The organism is Tistlia consotensis USBA 355, assembly GCF_900177295.1.
Classification (GTDB): domain Bacteria; phylum Pseudomonadota; class Alphaproteobacteria; order Kiloniellales; family DSM-21159; genus Tistlia; species Tistlia consotensis.
This window is the reverse complement of sequence record NZ_FWZX01000030.1, coordinates 1-13,306: the sequence shown is the minus strand read 5'-3', so window position 1 is coordinate 13,306 and position 13,306 is coordinate 1. Positions and strand designations below refer to the sequence as shown.

11 protein-coding genes, 1 other RNA gene and 1 pseudogene are annotated in these 13,306 nt (G+C 72.6%); all 13 read right to left on the bottom strand.

The window, feature by feature from the left end:
• Window position 1: 1 nt before the first annotated feature.
• Window positions 2–1,087, bottom strand: a complete 1,086-nt coding sequence (gene mraY / locus B9O00_RS25735; RefSeq protein ID WP_085125589.1) for a phospho-N-acetylmuramoyl-pentapeptide-transferase — start codon at window positions 1,085–1,087, stop codon at window positions 2–4.
• Window positions 1,088–1,097: 10 nt separating this feature from the next.
• Window positions 1,098–2,552: a UDP-N-acetylmuramoylalanyl-D-glutamyl-2,6-diaminopimelate--D-alanyl-D-alanine ligase gene (locus tag B9O00_RS25730; protein ID WP_085125588.1), complete on the bottom strand. Its 1,455-nt coding sequence runs from the start codon at window positions 2,550–2,552 to the stop codon at window positions 1,098–1,100.
• A complete protein-coding gene (locus B9O00_RS25725) occupies window positions 2,549–4,000 on the bottom strand; it encodes a UDP-N-acetylmuramoyl-L-alanyl-D-glutamate--2,6-diaminopimelate ligase (RefSeq protein WP_218822952.1) in 1,452 nt (483 codons plus the stop codon). The genes B9O00_RS25730 and B9O00_RS25725 overlap by 4 nt, the downstream gene beginning before the upstream one ends.
• 28 nt (window positions 4,001–4,028) lie before the next feature.
• Entirely contained in the window at window positions 4,029–5,795 is a 1,767-nt protein-coding gene (locus B9O00_RS25720; RefSeq protein ID WP_085125586.1) for a peptidoglycan D,D-transpeptidase FtsI family protein, read from the bottom strand.
• Entirely contained in the window at window positions 5,792–6,232 is a 441-nt protein-coding gene (gene ftsL / locus B9O00_RS25715) for a cell division protein FtsL (protein WP_085125585.1), read from the bottom strand. Before ftsL ends, B9O00_RS25720 begins: the two co-directional genes overlap by 4 nt.
• Window positions 6,233–6,237: 5 nt before the next feature.
• Window positions 6,238–7,254 carry a 16S rRNA (cytosine(1402)-N(4))-methyltransferase RsmH gene (rsmH, locus tag B9O00_RS25710; protein WP_085125584.1) on the bottom strand — a complete coding sequence of 339 codons (1,017 nt, stop codon included), beginning with the start codon at window positions 7,252–7,254 and terminating at the stop codon, window positions 6,238–6,240.
• Window positions 7,251–7,724 carry a division/cell wall cluster transcriptional repressor MraZ gene (locus B9O00_RS25705; protein ID WP_218822953.1) on the bottom strand — a complete coding sequence of 158 codons (474 nt, stop codon included), beginning with the start codon at window positions 7,722–7,724 and terminating at the stop codon, window positions 7,251–7,253. Before B9O00_RS25705 ends, rsmH begins: the two co-directional genes overlap by 4 nt.
• A gap of 341 nt (window positions 7,725–8,065) precedes the next feature.
• Window positions 8,066–8,480: RNase P RNA component class A (gene rnpB, locus B9O00_RS25700), an RNA gene on the bottom strand.
• Between the two features lie 39 nt (window positions 8,481–8,519).
• Complete coding sequence (locus B9O00_RS25695; protein WP_085125583.1) at window positions 8,520–9,194, bottom strand: N-acetylmuramoyl-L-alanine amidase; 675 nt, start codon at window positions 9,192–9,194, stop codon at window positions 8,520–8,522.
• Window positions 9,195–9,210: 16 nt separating this feature from the next.
• Window positions 9,211–10,101, bottom strand: a complete 891-nt coding sequence (locus B9O00_RS25690) for a DMT family transporter (protein WP_218822954.1) — start codon at window positions 10,099–10,101, stop codon at window positions 9,211–9,213.
• Window positions 10,098–11,954, bottom strand: a complete 1,857-nt coding sequence (locus B9O00_RS25685; RefSeq protein WP_085125582.1) for an ABC-F family ATP-binding cassette domain-containing protein — start codon at window positions 11,952–11,954, stop codon at window positions 10,098–10,100. Before B9O00_RS25685 ends, B9O00_RS25690 begins: the two co-directional genes overlap by 4 nt.
• Before the next feature lie 4 nt (window positions 11,955–11,958).
• Window positions 11,959–12,753, bottom strand: coding sequence for a TerB family tellurite resistance protein (locus tag B9O00_RS25680; RefSeq protein ID WP_085125581.1), 795 nt, complete (start codon window positions 12,751–12,753; stop codon window positions 11,959–11,961).
• A 163-nt stretch (window positions 12,754–12,916) separates the two neighbouring features.
• A pseudogene (locus tag B9O00_RS25675) lies at window positions 12,917–13,306 on the bottom strand (methyl-accepting chemotaxis protein); the annotation flags it as partial.

Below are 13,306 nucleotides of genomic sequence, written 5' to 3'. Positions count from 1 at the left end.
CTCACCTGAGCTTCAGGGTCGAGAGGCCGACGAGGGCCAGGATCACGGCGATGATCCAGAAGCGGATGACCACGGTCGGCTCGGCCCAGCCCTTCTTCTCGAAGTGATGGTGCAGCGGCGCCATGCGGAACACGCGCTTGCCGGTCAGCTTGAAGGAGGCGACCTGGACGATGACCGAGACGGTCTCCAGCACGAACAGGCCGCCGATCATGGCCAGCACCAGCTCGTGCTTGACGATCACCGCGATGGTGCCGAGCGCGCCGCCGCAGGACAGCGAGCCGGTGTCGCCCATGAAGACCATGGCCGGCGGCGCGTTGAACCAGAGGAAGCCGAGGCTGGCGCCGACCAGCGCGCCGCAGAAGACCGCGAGCTCGCCGGTGCCGGCGACGTAGTGGATCTGCAGGTAGTCGGCGAAGCGCACGTTGCCGACCAGGTAGGCGATCAGGGCGAAGCAGGCGGCCGCGATCATCACCGGCACGATGGCCAGGCCGTCCAGGCCGTCGGTCAGGTTGACCGCGTTCGAGGCGCCGACCATGACGAAGATGGCGAAGGCCCCGAAGAAGACGCCGAGGTGGATCAGCAGGTTCTTGAAGAAGGGCACGGTCAGCTGGTTGCGCAGCTCCTCCGGGCTCAGCCAGACGATGGCGATCACCGCGACCAGCGAGATCGCGACCTGGCCGGCCAGCTTCAGCTTGCCGGGCAGGCCGCGGTGGCTGCGCTTGGTCAGCTTCAGGTAGTCGTCGCCGGCGCCGAGCAGGCCGAAGCCGATGGTCACGAACAGCACGATCCAGACGTAGGCGTTCGACAGGTCGGCCCAGAGCAGGGTCGAGACGGTCAGCGCCGCGAGGATCAGCACGCCGCCCATGGTCGGCGTGCCCTGCTTGGTCAGCAGGTGGCTCTCCGGGCCGTCGGTGCGGATCGGCTGGCCCTCGCGCTGACGTGCGCGCAGGCCGCGGATGACGTGGGGGCCGAAGACGAAGGCGAAGAGCAGGGCGGTCAGCACCGCGCCTCCGGTCCTGAAGGTCAGGTAGCGGAACAGGTTGAAGACGACGAACTCGTCGGCGAGCGGGGCGAGGAGGTTGAGCATCGGTGCCGCCTCAGTTCCCGTTGGCCGCGCGCGGCGGCACCTGATCGTCGTCGTCGCGGCCCTCCAGCGCGTCGAGCGCCTCGATCACCGCGGCCATGCGGCTGCCCAGCGAGCCCTTGACCAGGACCGCGTCGCCGGGCCTGAGCTCGGCGACGACGCGGGCGGCGAGCGCGCGGGAGTCGGGCTCGTGCGCGCCCAGCCGGCCGGCCGGCAGGATCTTCGCCAGCTCGCCCATCATCGGGCCGCAGCAGTAGAGCCTGTCGATGCCGTAGACCTCGAGCGGGCGGGCCAGGGCGCGGTGGTAGTCGGCGGCGGCCGCGCCCAGCTCGAGCATGTCGCCGAGCACCGCGACGCGCCGGCCGCCGGGGCCGAGGGCCGCCTTGGCGAGCACCGAGAGCGCCGCCTCGACCGACTTCGGGTTGGCGTTGTAGCTCTCGTCGATCAGCAGGCAGGGGCCGCCGGGCAGCTCCAGCTTGCGCCGTGCGCCGCGGCCCTTCAGCGGCTTCAGGCGCGCCAGCTCGGCGGCGGCCTCGCCCAGGTCGGCGCCGGCCAGGCGCGCCGCGCCGAGCACGGCCAGGGCGTTGAAGACGTGGTGCTCGCCGGGCAGCGACAGGCAGAACTCGATCGGCTCGCCGAAGACCACGGCCGAGACCGCGCTGCAGGTCGCGTAGAGGTCGGCCGAGACCAGCCGGATCTCGGCCTGGGGATGGCGGCCGAAGCCGACGACCCGGCCGATGCCGGCCTTGCGGGCGTGGCTCTGCAGGCGCTCGTACTGGGCGTCGTCGCGCGGCAGCACCGCGGCACCCGAGGCCGGCATGCCGAGGAAGATCTCGGCCTTGGCGTCGGCGATCGCCTCCTGGCTGCCGAGGTACTCGATGTGCGCCAGGCCGATGTTGGTGATGACTGCGATCTCCGGGCGCACCAGGCGGGTCAGCGCGGCGATCTCGCCGGCGTGGTTCATGCCCAGCTCGAAGATGCCGAAGGCGGCCTCGCGCGGCAGGCGGGCGAGCGACAGCGGCACGCCCCAGTGGTTGTTGAAGCTGGCCGCGTTGGCGTAGGCCAGGCCGCGGGTCGACAGGCAGGCGCGCAGGGCGTCCTTGGTGCCGGTCTTGCCGGCCGAGCCGGTGACCGCGAGGATCCGGGCGCTGCTGCGGTCGCGCCCGGCGCGGCCGAGTGCGCGCAGCGCGTCCAGCGTGTCCTCGACCAGCAGCAGCGGCGCGCCGGCCGGCAGCCCCTCGGGCAGGCGGTGCACCAGGGCCGCGGCGGCGCCCTTCTCGAGGGCCTTGGCGACGAAGTCGTGGCCGTCGAAGCTCGGTCCCGCGAGCGCGACGAAGAGGTCGCCGGCGAGCAGGCTGCGGCTGTCGATCGAGACGCCGTGGGCCTGCCAGCCGTCGGGGCCCGTGCCGCCGGTGGCGGCCAGCGCCTCGCGGGCGGTCCAGAGCGGCTGGCGGAGGTCGTCGGTCATGCCCGGCCTCCCGTCGGTGCGCCCGAGCCGAGCCTGGCGATCGCGTCGGCGGCGACCAGGCGGTCGTCGAACGGCAGGACGCGATCGCCGACGATCTGGCCGGCCTCGTGGCCCTTGCCGGCGATCACCAGGGCGTCGCCGGGCTCCAGCAGCGCGACGGCCTGCTCGATCGCCTTGCGGCGGTCGCCGACCTCAAGCGCGCCGGGCGCGGCGACCAGGACCTGGGCGCGGATCGCCGCCGGCGGCTCGCTGCGCGGGTTGTCGTCGGTGACGATCGCCAAGTCGGCGTTGGCGACGGCCGCCTCGCCCATCAGCGGGCGCTTGCCGGGATCGCGGTCGCCGCCGGCGCCGAAGACCACCAGCAGGCGGCCCGCGGTGTGCGGCCGCACGGCCTTCAGCACGGTCTCGATGGCGTCGGGGGTGTGGGCGTAGTCGACGTAGACCAGGCCGCCGGCCGGCGTGCTGCCGACCAGCTCGACGCGGCCCGGCACGCCGCTCAGCTTCTCCAGGGCGGCGACCGCCTGGCAGGGCGCGACCGCCGGCTCGGCGAGCACCAGGCCGAGCGCCGCCAGGGCGTTCCAGGCCTGGAAGGTGCCGGCGACGGGCAGGGCGACCGTCACCTCCTTGCCGAGCACCTCCAGGGTCAGCACCAGGCGCCCGCTCTCCGGCGCCAGGGCCTTCAGCCTCAGGTCGGCGCCGTCGCGGCCGTAGGCGATGACCCGCTGGCCGCGCCCGCGGCAGAGCGCGCCCAGCTCCTCGAACTCGGGCACGTCGGCGTTCAGGACGGCGGTGCCGCCTTCCGGCAGCAGCTCGGCGAAGAGGCGCTTCTTGGCGGCCAAGTAGCCGGCCATCGTGCCGTGGTAGTCGAGATGGTCGCGCGACAGGTTGGTGAAGGCGGCGGCCGAGAGGCGCACGCCGTCGAGCCGGAACTGGTCGAGGCCGTGGCTCGAGGCCTCCATGCAGAGGTGCTCGAAGCCGGCGGTCTCGAGGTCGGCGAGGCAGCGCGCCAGCTCGACCGGATCGGGCGTGGTCAGCGCCTTCGGCGCGTCGGCGCGCGGCGGCACCAGGCCGAGCGTGCCCAGGCTGGCGGCCGGCCAGCCGAGCAGCTCCCAGAGCTGCCGGGTGAAGCTGGCCACCGAGGTCTTGCCGTTGGTCCCGGTGACCGCGGCGATGGTGCGCGGCTGGCGGCCGTGGAAGGTCGCGGCCATCTGCGCCAGCGCGCGGCGCGGCTGGCTGTCCTCGATCAGCGCGATCGCACGGCCGTAGTCCTTGAGCCGCGTGCCGGCCGGCGCCAGCACGGCGCTGGCGCCGCGCGAGACCGCCTCGTCGATGTAGTCGCGGCCGTCGTAGCGGGTGCCCGGGATCGCCGCGAACAGCCAGCCGGGCTCGACGCGGCGGCTGTCCGCCGTCAGGCCCAGGATCTCGGTGTTCGCGACCGTCGCGGTCATGCCTCTTGCTCTCTCCTCTCCGGTCAGCTCAGCGAGCCGCAAGTTCCGTCCCCCGGTAGACCACCGGGACGATCTTCCGCTCGGTGTCGAGCTCGTCGTCGCCGCGCCGCGGCGCGATGCCGAGCAGGGGCGCGATGCGCTCGACGACACGGCTGACGACCGGGGCGGTGACCCAGCCGCCGGTCGCGTAGCCGTAGGTCGCCTTGATGCCCTTCGGCTCGTCGACCATGGCGAAGATGACGTACTGGGGATCGTCCATCGGGAAGGCGCCGATGAAGCTCGCGATGCGCTTGTTCTTGGCGTAGCCGCCCTTGGGCGAGGGCTTGTCGGCGGTGCCGGTCTTGCCGCCGACCAGGTAGCCCGGCGCGTCGGCCTTGCGGCCGGTGCCCTTCTCGACCACCAGCCGCATCAGCCAGCGCATCTGTCGCGAGGTCTCTTCGGTCAGCACCCGGGTCACCCGGCCCCGCTGGTCGGGCGTGCGGTGCATCAGCGTCAGCGTCGGCAGCTCACCGCCGTTGGCGATCGCCGCCGTCGCGCGCACAACCTGCAGCGGAGTCACGGCGATGCCTTGGCCGTAGGACGCCGTCATGGTGTTGATCTCGCGCCAGGGATGGGGCAGCAGCGGCTCGCCGGTCTCGGGCAGCTCGTACTTCAGCCGCTTGGTCAGGCCGAGCGCGCCGTAGAAGGCCAGCAGCCGGTCGGTGCCGGCCTCCATGGCCATGTGCACCGTGCCGATGTTGCTGGAATGCATGATGATCTCGGGGATCGAGATGGTCCCCTTGATCGGGTGGTAGTCGTTGATCCGGAAGCGGCCGACGCGGATCGGATGGGTGACGTCGAAGCCGTCGGTCAGGTGCACCACGCCGGAATCGAGCGCCATCGCCGCGGTGGCCAGCTTGAACACCGAGCCCATCTCGTAGACGCCGAGGCTGGCCCGGTTGAAGCGCGCCGCCGGGCCGGCGGCGGCCGGATCGTTCGGATCGAAGGTCGGCAGCGAGACCATCGAGAGGATCTCGCCGGTGTGGGCGTCGACCACCAGGCCGGCGGCGCCGATGCCGTCGAAGGTCTTCATCGCGGCCGACAGCTCCTCGGCCATGATGTACTGGATGCGCAGGTCGATCGAGAGGCGCAGCGGCGTGCGGCCGTCGGACAGCAGGCCGTTCTCGGCGCTCTCCATGCCGGCGATGCCGTGGCCGTCGATGTCGGTCAGGCCGACCACCTGGCTGACCAGGGAGCCGTGCGGATAGACCCGCGTCTCCTCGCGCTGGAAGCGCACGCCCGGGATGCCCAGGCGGTTGACCGCCGCCATCTCGCGCGGGGTGATGTGGCGCTTGATCCAGATGAAGCTGCGGTCGCTGGCGAGGCGGTCGCGGATCTCGCCCGGGTCGATGTCGGGCAGCGCCGTGGCCAGGCGGCTCGCGGCCAGCACCGGATCGCGGATCTCGTGCGGATTGGCGTAGATCGAGGCGACCGGCAGGGTCGTCGCCAGGATCTCGCCGTTGCGGTCCAGGATCGCCGCGCGAGTCGGGCGCAGCTCGTCGGCGCTCGGCGCCTCGGCGCGCAGCGGCTCGCCGACGGCGCCGAACAGCGACAGGTCGATCAGCCGCCCGGCGACGCCCAGGAAGGCGAGCGCGAAGACGAAGCCGGCGACCAGCAGGCGGGTGCGGCCGACCTCGAGGGCGGTCTTGGTCTGGCCGTCGAGCTCGACGACCCAGCCGTTGTTGGGGCCGAGATCGCGCCCGCAGGGGGTGACGCGCGCGACCCGGGCGCTGCTCTTGCGGTGCGGCCCGATCATCGCTTGGACTCCGAGACGGGGGTGATGGCGAGCTTGCCGCCCGGGAGGCCGGCCGAGGCCACGCTGGTCGAGCCGGTGCCGACCGTGGTGACGCTCGGCAGCTGCTGCGGCTTGGCCGGCGGCAGCAGCTTGTCGAGGGCGACCGGCACGCGGTCGAAGTCCTCGGGCCGCGGCGGCAGGCGGTCGACGGAGACGATCTGCTGCGGCGTCATCGGCTTCAGGCCCAGGTACTTCTCGGCCAGGGCCTCGATGCGCGAGGGCTGGTTGAGGTAGCTCCACTCGGCGCGCAGCACCTCGATCGTCTCGCGCTCCTGGTGGATCTGCCGCTCGGTCGTCAGCAGCTGGTCCTCGAGGGTCTGGACCTTGTGCTTGGTCTCGAAGAGGGCCGCGACCGCGACGCCTGCGACGACCAGCCAGAAGAGATAGGACCAGCGCATGGCCGTCACGCCTCCCCGGCCGCGGCTGCATGGGCCGGCATGGCGGTGCGTTCGGCGGCGCGCAGCCGGGCCGAGCGGGCGCGCGGATTGGCGCGCGCCTCGGCCTTGCCGGGCTGCAGCGCCTGGCGGTGCAGCAGGGCGAAGCTGCCGCCGGTCTCCTCGATGCCCGGCGGCAGGTGCCGTGAGCCGCGCGCGGCGGTGCCGCTGCGCTGGCGCAGGAAGGTCTTGACTAGGCGGTCTTCCAGGGAGTGGAAGGCGACCACCGCGAGCCGGCCGCCCGGCGCCAGCATGCGCTCCGCCGCGGCGAGCCCGCGCTCGAGCTCGCCGAGCTCGTCGTTCACGTAGAGGCGCAGCGCCTGGAAGGTCCGGGTCGCCGGATCGAGTCCGTCCTTGGCCGGCTTGACCACCGAGCGGACGATCTCGGCCAGCTCCAGGGTGCGCTCGATCGGCTTGGCGGCGCGCGCGGCGACGATGGCCCGGGCGATCTGGCGCGAGCGGCGCTCTTCGCCGTAACGGTAGATGACGTCGGCCAGCTCGGCCTCGGGCAGCTCGTTGACGACCTCGGCGGCGGTCGGTCCGTCCCGGCCCATGCGCATGTCGAGCGGCCCGTCGAAGCGGAACGAGAAGCCGCGCTCGGCGACGTCGAGCTGGGGCGAGGAGACGCCGAGGTCGAGGGTCACGCCGTCGACCGGGCGGGCGGTCACCAGGCGGTCCATCTCGCCGAAGCGGCCCTCGATCAGCGCCAGGCGGCCGCGGTAGCCCTCGGCCAGGCGGCGGCCGTGGGCGATCGCCTCGGGATCGCGGTCGATGCCGATGACCCGGCAGTCGGCAGCCTCGAGGATGCCGATGGCATAGCCGCCGCGTCCGAAGGTGCCGTCGACGTAGAGGCCGCCGTCGCGCGGTGCCAGGGCGGCCAGCACCTCGGCGAGCATGACCGGCTTGTGGCTCTCGGCCACGGCGGGAGCCGGCTGGGTGCCCTGGTCGGACGAGCGGGGGGCGGGGGAGCGGCGACGGGCGGTCATGCGTCGCTCCTCGGGCGGGCGCCGGGCAGGCGCAGGGACAGGCCCTTGTCGCGGGCCTGGGCGCGGCGCTCGGCCTGGTTGCGGGCCAGGGCCTCGGGCTGCCAGATGCGGAAGGTCTTGCCCATGCCGACGAAGGCGGCGGTGTCGGCGATGCCGGCCATCTCGAGCAGGTCGGGCGGCAGCTGGATGCGGCCGTTGGCGTCCCAGGCGAGCTCGCTGCTGGTGCCGAAGATGACGTCGGAGAGGGCCTGCTGCTCGTCCGAGAACAGCTCGTAGTCGTCAACCGAGCTGACCAGCTCGGTCATGAAGGCCATGGCGCAGCCTTCGATCGCGTCGACCTTGTAGGACGGGAAGCAGACGACGCCCTTGAAGGCGTCCTCGGCCAGCACCTGCCGGAAGGCAGCCGGGACCGAGACGCGCCCTTTCGCGTCGATCTTGTTGATGTGGGTGCCGAGGAACGGCTGCCTCACCCTGGGTCTCCCGCCTGACGCCGCGGCCCGTCGTGAGCGTTTTCACTGGGGCCGCCCCCTCCCGGCGCGTCCCGCACCGTGCCCGCCCGCACAATGCCCCTGGGACGGCAATCGCCGTTATAGGATATCGTGGGATATCATGGGCAGACATGGGCGTCAATGGCGGTTCAAGTATTCTGCAGCCTCTCTGAAGTTGTCGAAACAGTGTATGAAAAGTTATCGAGCTGCTCCAGGTGGGCTGTTGCTGCCACTGGGACCTCTCGCGTCAATGGAGGCCATCCGATAACTTTTGTTCCTCTTATGTTCTCATGAGGTCGAGCGATCCTAGTCGGCAGAGTGAGAACGCCAGACGGCCTGTAAGCCGGGTTCTGTCCAGGGCCGGGCCTCGCGGCCGCGGCCCCTGGATGGCCATTCATCTGGGACGCCCGTCGCCGGGCGCCTCGCGCGACCTACCCGGACGACGGCGCGGAAACCGCCCGGCCTTGCGGCCTGTCGTCCCTACTCGGTCTTGCTCCCGGTGGGGTTTGCCGTGCCGGTCCCGTTACCGGGCCCGCGGTGCGCTCTTACCGCACCCTTTCACCCTTACCCGGCGGTGGGTCCCCGTGAGGGGCCGCCGGGCGGTTTGCTTTCTGTGGCACTTTCCCTGGGGTCGCCCCCGCCGGGCGTTACCCGGCACCGTCTTCCCGTGGAGCCCGGACTTTCCTCCCCCGCCCCGGGGCGAGCCCCGAAAGTGAAGGCGGCCATCCGGCCGTCTGGCGTGGGCTGGGATGTAGGCGCTGCGCGGCGCCGGGTCAATCAGAGCAGCGCGCTCAGCGCGCCGAGGCGGCCCGCCGTCTCGGCGTCGAGCGCGCCGGTCACCGCGGCCGGCCGGAAGTGGCGCTGGAAGGCACGCAGCACCGCCGCGGGGTCCTGGTCGAGATAGCTGTAGCCGAAGCCGGCGAGCTGCCGGCGCGCGCGCTCCGGGTCGGGCTCGAGCGGCGCGGCCTCAGCCGGCCAGAGGCCGATGCCGGCGGCGGCCAGGCGCGGCCAGTCGAACAGCTCGCCCGGATCCTCCTTGCGCAGCGGCGCCACGTCGCTGTGGCCGAGCACCTGGCGCGGCGGGACCGGGTGGCGCTCCAGGATGCCGAGGCACAGCTCGATCAGGCTGGTCATCTGGGCCTCCGGGAAGGCGCGGTAGCCCCATTCGTGGCCGGGGTTGACCAGCTCGATGCCGATCGAGCGGGCGTTGACCTCGGCCCGGCCGCGCCACTCCGCATGGCCGGCGTGCCAGGCCCGGCGATGCTCCTCGACCAGCTGCACGACCCGGCCGTCCTCGTCGACCAGGTAGTGGGCGCTGACCTTGGCGGCGGGATCGCAGAGCCGCTCCAGCGCGGCGGCCGCGCTCGGCATGCCGGTGTAGTGCAGCAGCAGGATCTCGACGGCCTGGCCCGGCGGCCGGGCGTCGTGGTTGGGCGAGGGCTGCCGGTCCATCGCGCCGCTCCGCCGCTCAGACCCGCTCGGCGACCGGATCGGCGGTGGTCGGCCGGCGCACCACGATGATGCCGACGCCCGCGACGACCAGCGCGCCGCCGATCAGCAGCAGCAGGTTCAGGCTCTCGCCGAGCGCCAGCACGCCGGAGGCGGCACCGAAGATCGGCAGCAGCAGGGTGAAGGGCATGGCGACGGTTACCGGATGGCGCTTGAGCAGCCAGTACCAGGCACCATAGCCGACGATCATCACGACCAGGCTGGTATAGGCGACGGCCGACCAGGCCAGCCAGCTGGCGTTCGCGAGCGCCGCCCTCTGGCCGTGCTCGAGCAGCAGCGAGCCGAGCGCGAGCTGGGGCGTCGCGAAGAGCGACATCCAGCCGGCGATGGTCCAGCCCGAGAGGTCGTGCAGCGTCTTGACCAGCACGTTGGAGATCGCCCAGATCAGCGCCGCGCCGACGACCAGGCCGAGCGACAGGTAGCTGCCGTCGAGCCGCGGCTGGCCGGCGACCACGGCGACGCCGGCGAAGGCGATGGCCATGCCGAGGCCGCGCCGCCAGCCGATCCGGTCCTTGAGGAAGACGGCGGCGAGCAGCGAGGCGAAGGGTACCTGCAGCTGGATCGCGATCGCCGCGGTCGAGGCATCGATGCCCTTGAGCCCGGTGAACATCATCGCGAAGTGCAGGAAGCCGAGCAGGAAGGACAGCAGCAGGATCTCGCGCCAGCGCCCGCTCGGCCGCGGCACGAGGGGCACCAGGATCAGCGCCACGACGCCGAAGCGCAGGGTCATCAGGACGAGCGGCGGCAGCTCCATCAGACCCCACTTCGCCATGGCGAAGTTGAAGCCCCAGATCATCATGATCCCGACGAAGACGAGCAGGTGCAGCGGCGGGACCGCGAGATGCCTCACCCCGTCGCCTCCCGGGCCAGGCTCTCGCGCTTTTCCTCCAGCTCCAGCCAGCGCATCTCGGCAGCCTCCAGCTCGCCCTGGGCGGCCTCGAGGCGGGCGCTGCGCTCGGCGAAGCGCGCCGGCTCGCGGCTGTAGAGCCCGGGATCGGCGAGCTGCGCCTCGATGGCGGCGATCTCGCCTTCCAGCGCGGCGATCCGGCCGGGCAGCTGGTCGAGCTCGCGCTGCTCCTTGTAGCTCAGCTTGGCGGTGCGCGCCGGGCGCGGGGCCTCGGCGCCGGGCGCCGCCGCGGCGGCCGGGCGCTCCACCGGGGCGACGGCATCGGGCAGGCCGCCGGCCTGGCGGATCGCGTCGCTGAAGCCGCCCGGGTATTCGACCGCGCCGCCGCGGCCGTCGAGCAGGATCACCGAGTTGCACAGGCGGTCCAGGAAGTCGCGGTCGTGGCTGACCAGCAGCAGGGTGCCCGCGTAGTCGGCCAGCACCTCCTCGAGCAGGTCGAGGGTGTCCATGTCGAGGTCGTTGGTCGGCTCGTCGAGCACCAGCAGGTTCGACGGCCGGGCGAAGAGGCGGGCCAGCAGCAGGCGGTTCTTCTCGCCGCCGGACAGCGCCTTGACCGGCTGACGCGCCTGCGCCTCCTCGAACAGGAAGTCGCGCAGGTAGGCGACCACGTGGCGCTGGCGGCCGCCGACCTGGACCATGTCGCCACCGGTCGGGCAGAGCGTCTGCCAGAGGCTGGCCTCGGGGTCGAGCGCCTGGCGGCGCTGGTCGAAGACCTCGGCCTGGACGTTGGCGCCGAGCTTCACCTTGCCGGCGTCCGGTGCCAGCCGGCCGAGCAGCAGGTTGATCAGCGTCGTCTTGCCGGCGCCGTTGCGGCCGACCAGGCCGACCCGGTCGCCCTGGCGGATCCGGGTCGAGAAGCCCTCGATGACCGGGCGGCCGTCGAAGCGCTTGGTCAGGTTCTCGGCCTCAAGGGCGACGGTGCCGCCGCGCTCGGCCTCGGCGATCTCGATCGTCGCCTCGCCCTGGCGGCGCGCCAGCAGCTTGGCCCGGGTCGCGCGCAGCTCCTTGAGGCGGGCCAGGCGGCCCTCGTTGCGCCGGCGCCGGGCGGTCACGCCGCGCTGCAGCCAGTGCTCCTCCTGGCGCAGCACGTTGCCGAGCCGGTCGAGCTCCTTGGCCTCGCTGGCCGCGACCTCGTCGGCCCAGGCGTCGAAGTGCGCGAAGGAGCGCTCCATGCGCCGGAGCTCGCCGCGGTCGAGCCACAGCACGACCGAGGAGACGTCCTCCAGGAAGCGGCGGTCGTGGCTGATCGTCAGCATGGCGCCGCGCCAGCGGTTGAGCTGCTCCTCGAGCCACAGGATGGTCGGCAGGTCGAGGTGGTTGGTCGGCTCGTCGAGCAGCAGCACGTCGGGCGTGCCGGCCAGCACGCGGGCGAGCGCGGCGCGCCGTCCGGCGCCGCCCGACAGGGTGCCGAGCCGGGCCTCGAGGTCGAGGCTCAGGCGCTCGATCGCCGCCTCGGCGACATGCAGCGCCTCGGGCTCCAGCTCCGCGGCGACGTAGTCGCGCACCGTGGTGCCGGACGGCAGGGCCGGGTCCTGGGGCAGGTAGCCGACGCGCGTGCCGGGCTGCAGGAAGCGCTGGCCGCTGTCGGGCTCCTGCAGGCCGCAGAGCAGGCGCAGGATCGTCGACTTGCCGCTGCCGTTGCGGCCGACCAGGCAGGCCCGCTCGCCGCGCGCCAGGGCCAGGTCGAGGCCGACGAAGAGCTTGCGGTTGCCGAGGTCGACGCCGGCGGACTGGAGCGCGATGAGGGGCGGCGACTTGGCTGCTGCCTTCGCCGGTGACTTGGGAGCGACGGCCATGGGCTCAGGAGAAGCCCCGGCGCTTCCGCACCTCGTCGTAGGCCTGGTTGATGGTGGCCAGCTTCTCGTTGGCCACGGCGACGAACTCCTCCGGCATGCCCTGGGCGATCAGCTTGTCCGGATGGTTCTCGCGGACCAGCTTGCGGTAGGCCGCCTTGATGGTCTCGGCGCTGGCGTCGTGGGGCACGCCGAGCACGGTGTAGGGGTCGCGCTTGTCGGGCCCCAGGTTGGCGGCGCGGATGCGCGCCCAGTCGGCCTCGCCGAAGCCGAAGGCCTGGGCGACCTTCTCCAGGTACTCCAGCTCCGAATCGGCGACCTCGCCGTCGGCGCGGGCGATGTGGAACAGGCCGTCGAGCAGCTCCTCCAGGACCCGCGGCCGGCCGCGGAACATCTGGCCGAGCTGCCGGGCGTAGGGCTCGTAGCCGTGGGCGTCGCGGCGCGCCTGGTTGAAGATGCGCCCGACGTTCTTCATCTCCTCGGGCGGCACCTGGAAGACCTCCTTGAAGGCCGAGACCTCGTCCTTGGTGACGTGGCCGTCGGCCTTGGCCATCTTGGCGCCGAGCACGATGACGCCGATCGTGAAGGCGATCGAGCGGGCGCTGTCGGAAGCCTCGTCGTGGCCGTGGTGCTCGGCCCAGCCGGTCTGGCCCGCGCCGCTCTGGTCCTTCAGCATCTCCTGGCGGGTCGAATCGCGCATGGCATCGACCGCGTGGCCGGCCAGTCCGCCGATCAACGCGCCCAAGGGGCCACCCAGCATGAAGCCGGCGGCGCCACCGACGATCTTTCCCCAGATGCTCATCTCAGCCTCGACGCGGCGCATCCTGCCGTCGCCGCGGGCGCGCGGCAAGGGCGCATATTGCAACGCGGCATTGCCGGCCCGCCACGGCACGAAGGCCGGCCGGTCCGCGGGCGGGCCTCCCGGTCCCGGCCGGTGGCCCTCGCGGCCGGCCTCGGCTGCCGGATCAGGCGGCGCGGACCTCGGACAGGAAGGCGGCGACCTGGCGGGTCAGCCGCTCGGCCTGCTCGCTGAGCTGGCCGGCCGCGGCGACGACCTGGGTCGCGGCGCCGCCGGCCTCCGAGATGCCCTGCTGGACCTCGGCGATGGCCTGGCTGACCTGCCGGGTGCCGGCCGAGGCCTCCTGGGTGTTGCGGGCGATCTCGCCGGTCGCCGCGGACTGCTCCTCGACCGCCGAGGCGATCGAGGCCGAGACCTCGTCGATCTCGCCGATCGCCTTGCCGATCTCCGAGATGGCCTTGGCGGCGTTGTCGGTGATGCCCTGCATGGCGTTGATCTGCTGGCCGATCTCCTCGGTCGCCTTGGCGGTCTGGGTCGCGAGGTTCTTGACCTCGGA

What these genes read in the sequence shown, in the direction of transcription:
- mraY (WP_085125589.1), bottom strand. Translation starts at nt 1,087, where the DNA reads ATGCTCAACCTCCTCGCCCCGCTCGCCGACGAGTTCGTCGTCTTCAAC.
- B9O00_RS25730 (WP_085125588.1), bottom strand. Translation starts at nt 2,552, where the DNA reads ATGACCGACGACCTCCGCCAGCCGCTCTGGACCGCCCGCGAGGCGCTG.
- B9O00_RS25725 (WP_218822952.1), bottom strand. Translation starts at nt 4,000, where the DNA reads ATGACCGCGACGGTCGCGAACACCGAGATCCTGGGCCTGACGGCGGAC.
- B9O00_RS25720 (WP_085125586.1), bottom strand. Translation starts at nt 5,795, where the DNA reads ATGATCGGGCCGCACCGCAAGAGCAGCGCCCGGGTCGCGCGCGTCACC.
- ftsL (WP_085125585.1), bottom strand. Translation starts at nt 6,232, where the DNA reads ATGCGCTGGTCCTATCTCTTCTGGCTGGTCGTCGCAGGCGTCGCGGTC.
- rsmH (WP_085125584.1), bottom strand. Translation starts at nt 7,254, where the DNA reads ATGACCGCCCGTCGCCGCTCCCCCGCCCCCCGCTCGTCCGACCAGGGC.
- B9O00_RS25695 (WP_085125583.1), bottom strand. Translation starts at nt 9,194, where the DNA reads ATGGACCGGCAGCCCTCGCCCAACCACGACGCCCGGCCGCCGGGCCAG.
- B9O00_RS25685 (WP_085125582.1), bottom strand. Translation starts at nt 11,954, where the DNA reads ATGGCCGTCGCTCCCAAGTCACCGGCGAAGGCAGCAGCCAAGTCGCCG.
- B9O00_RS25680 (WP_085125581.1), bottom strand. Translation starts at nt 12,753, where the DNA reads ATGAGCATCTGGGGAAAGATCGTCGGTGGCGCCGCCGGCTTCATGCTG.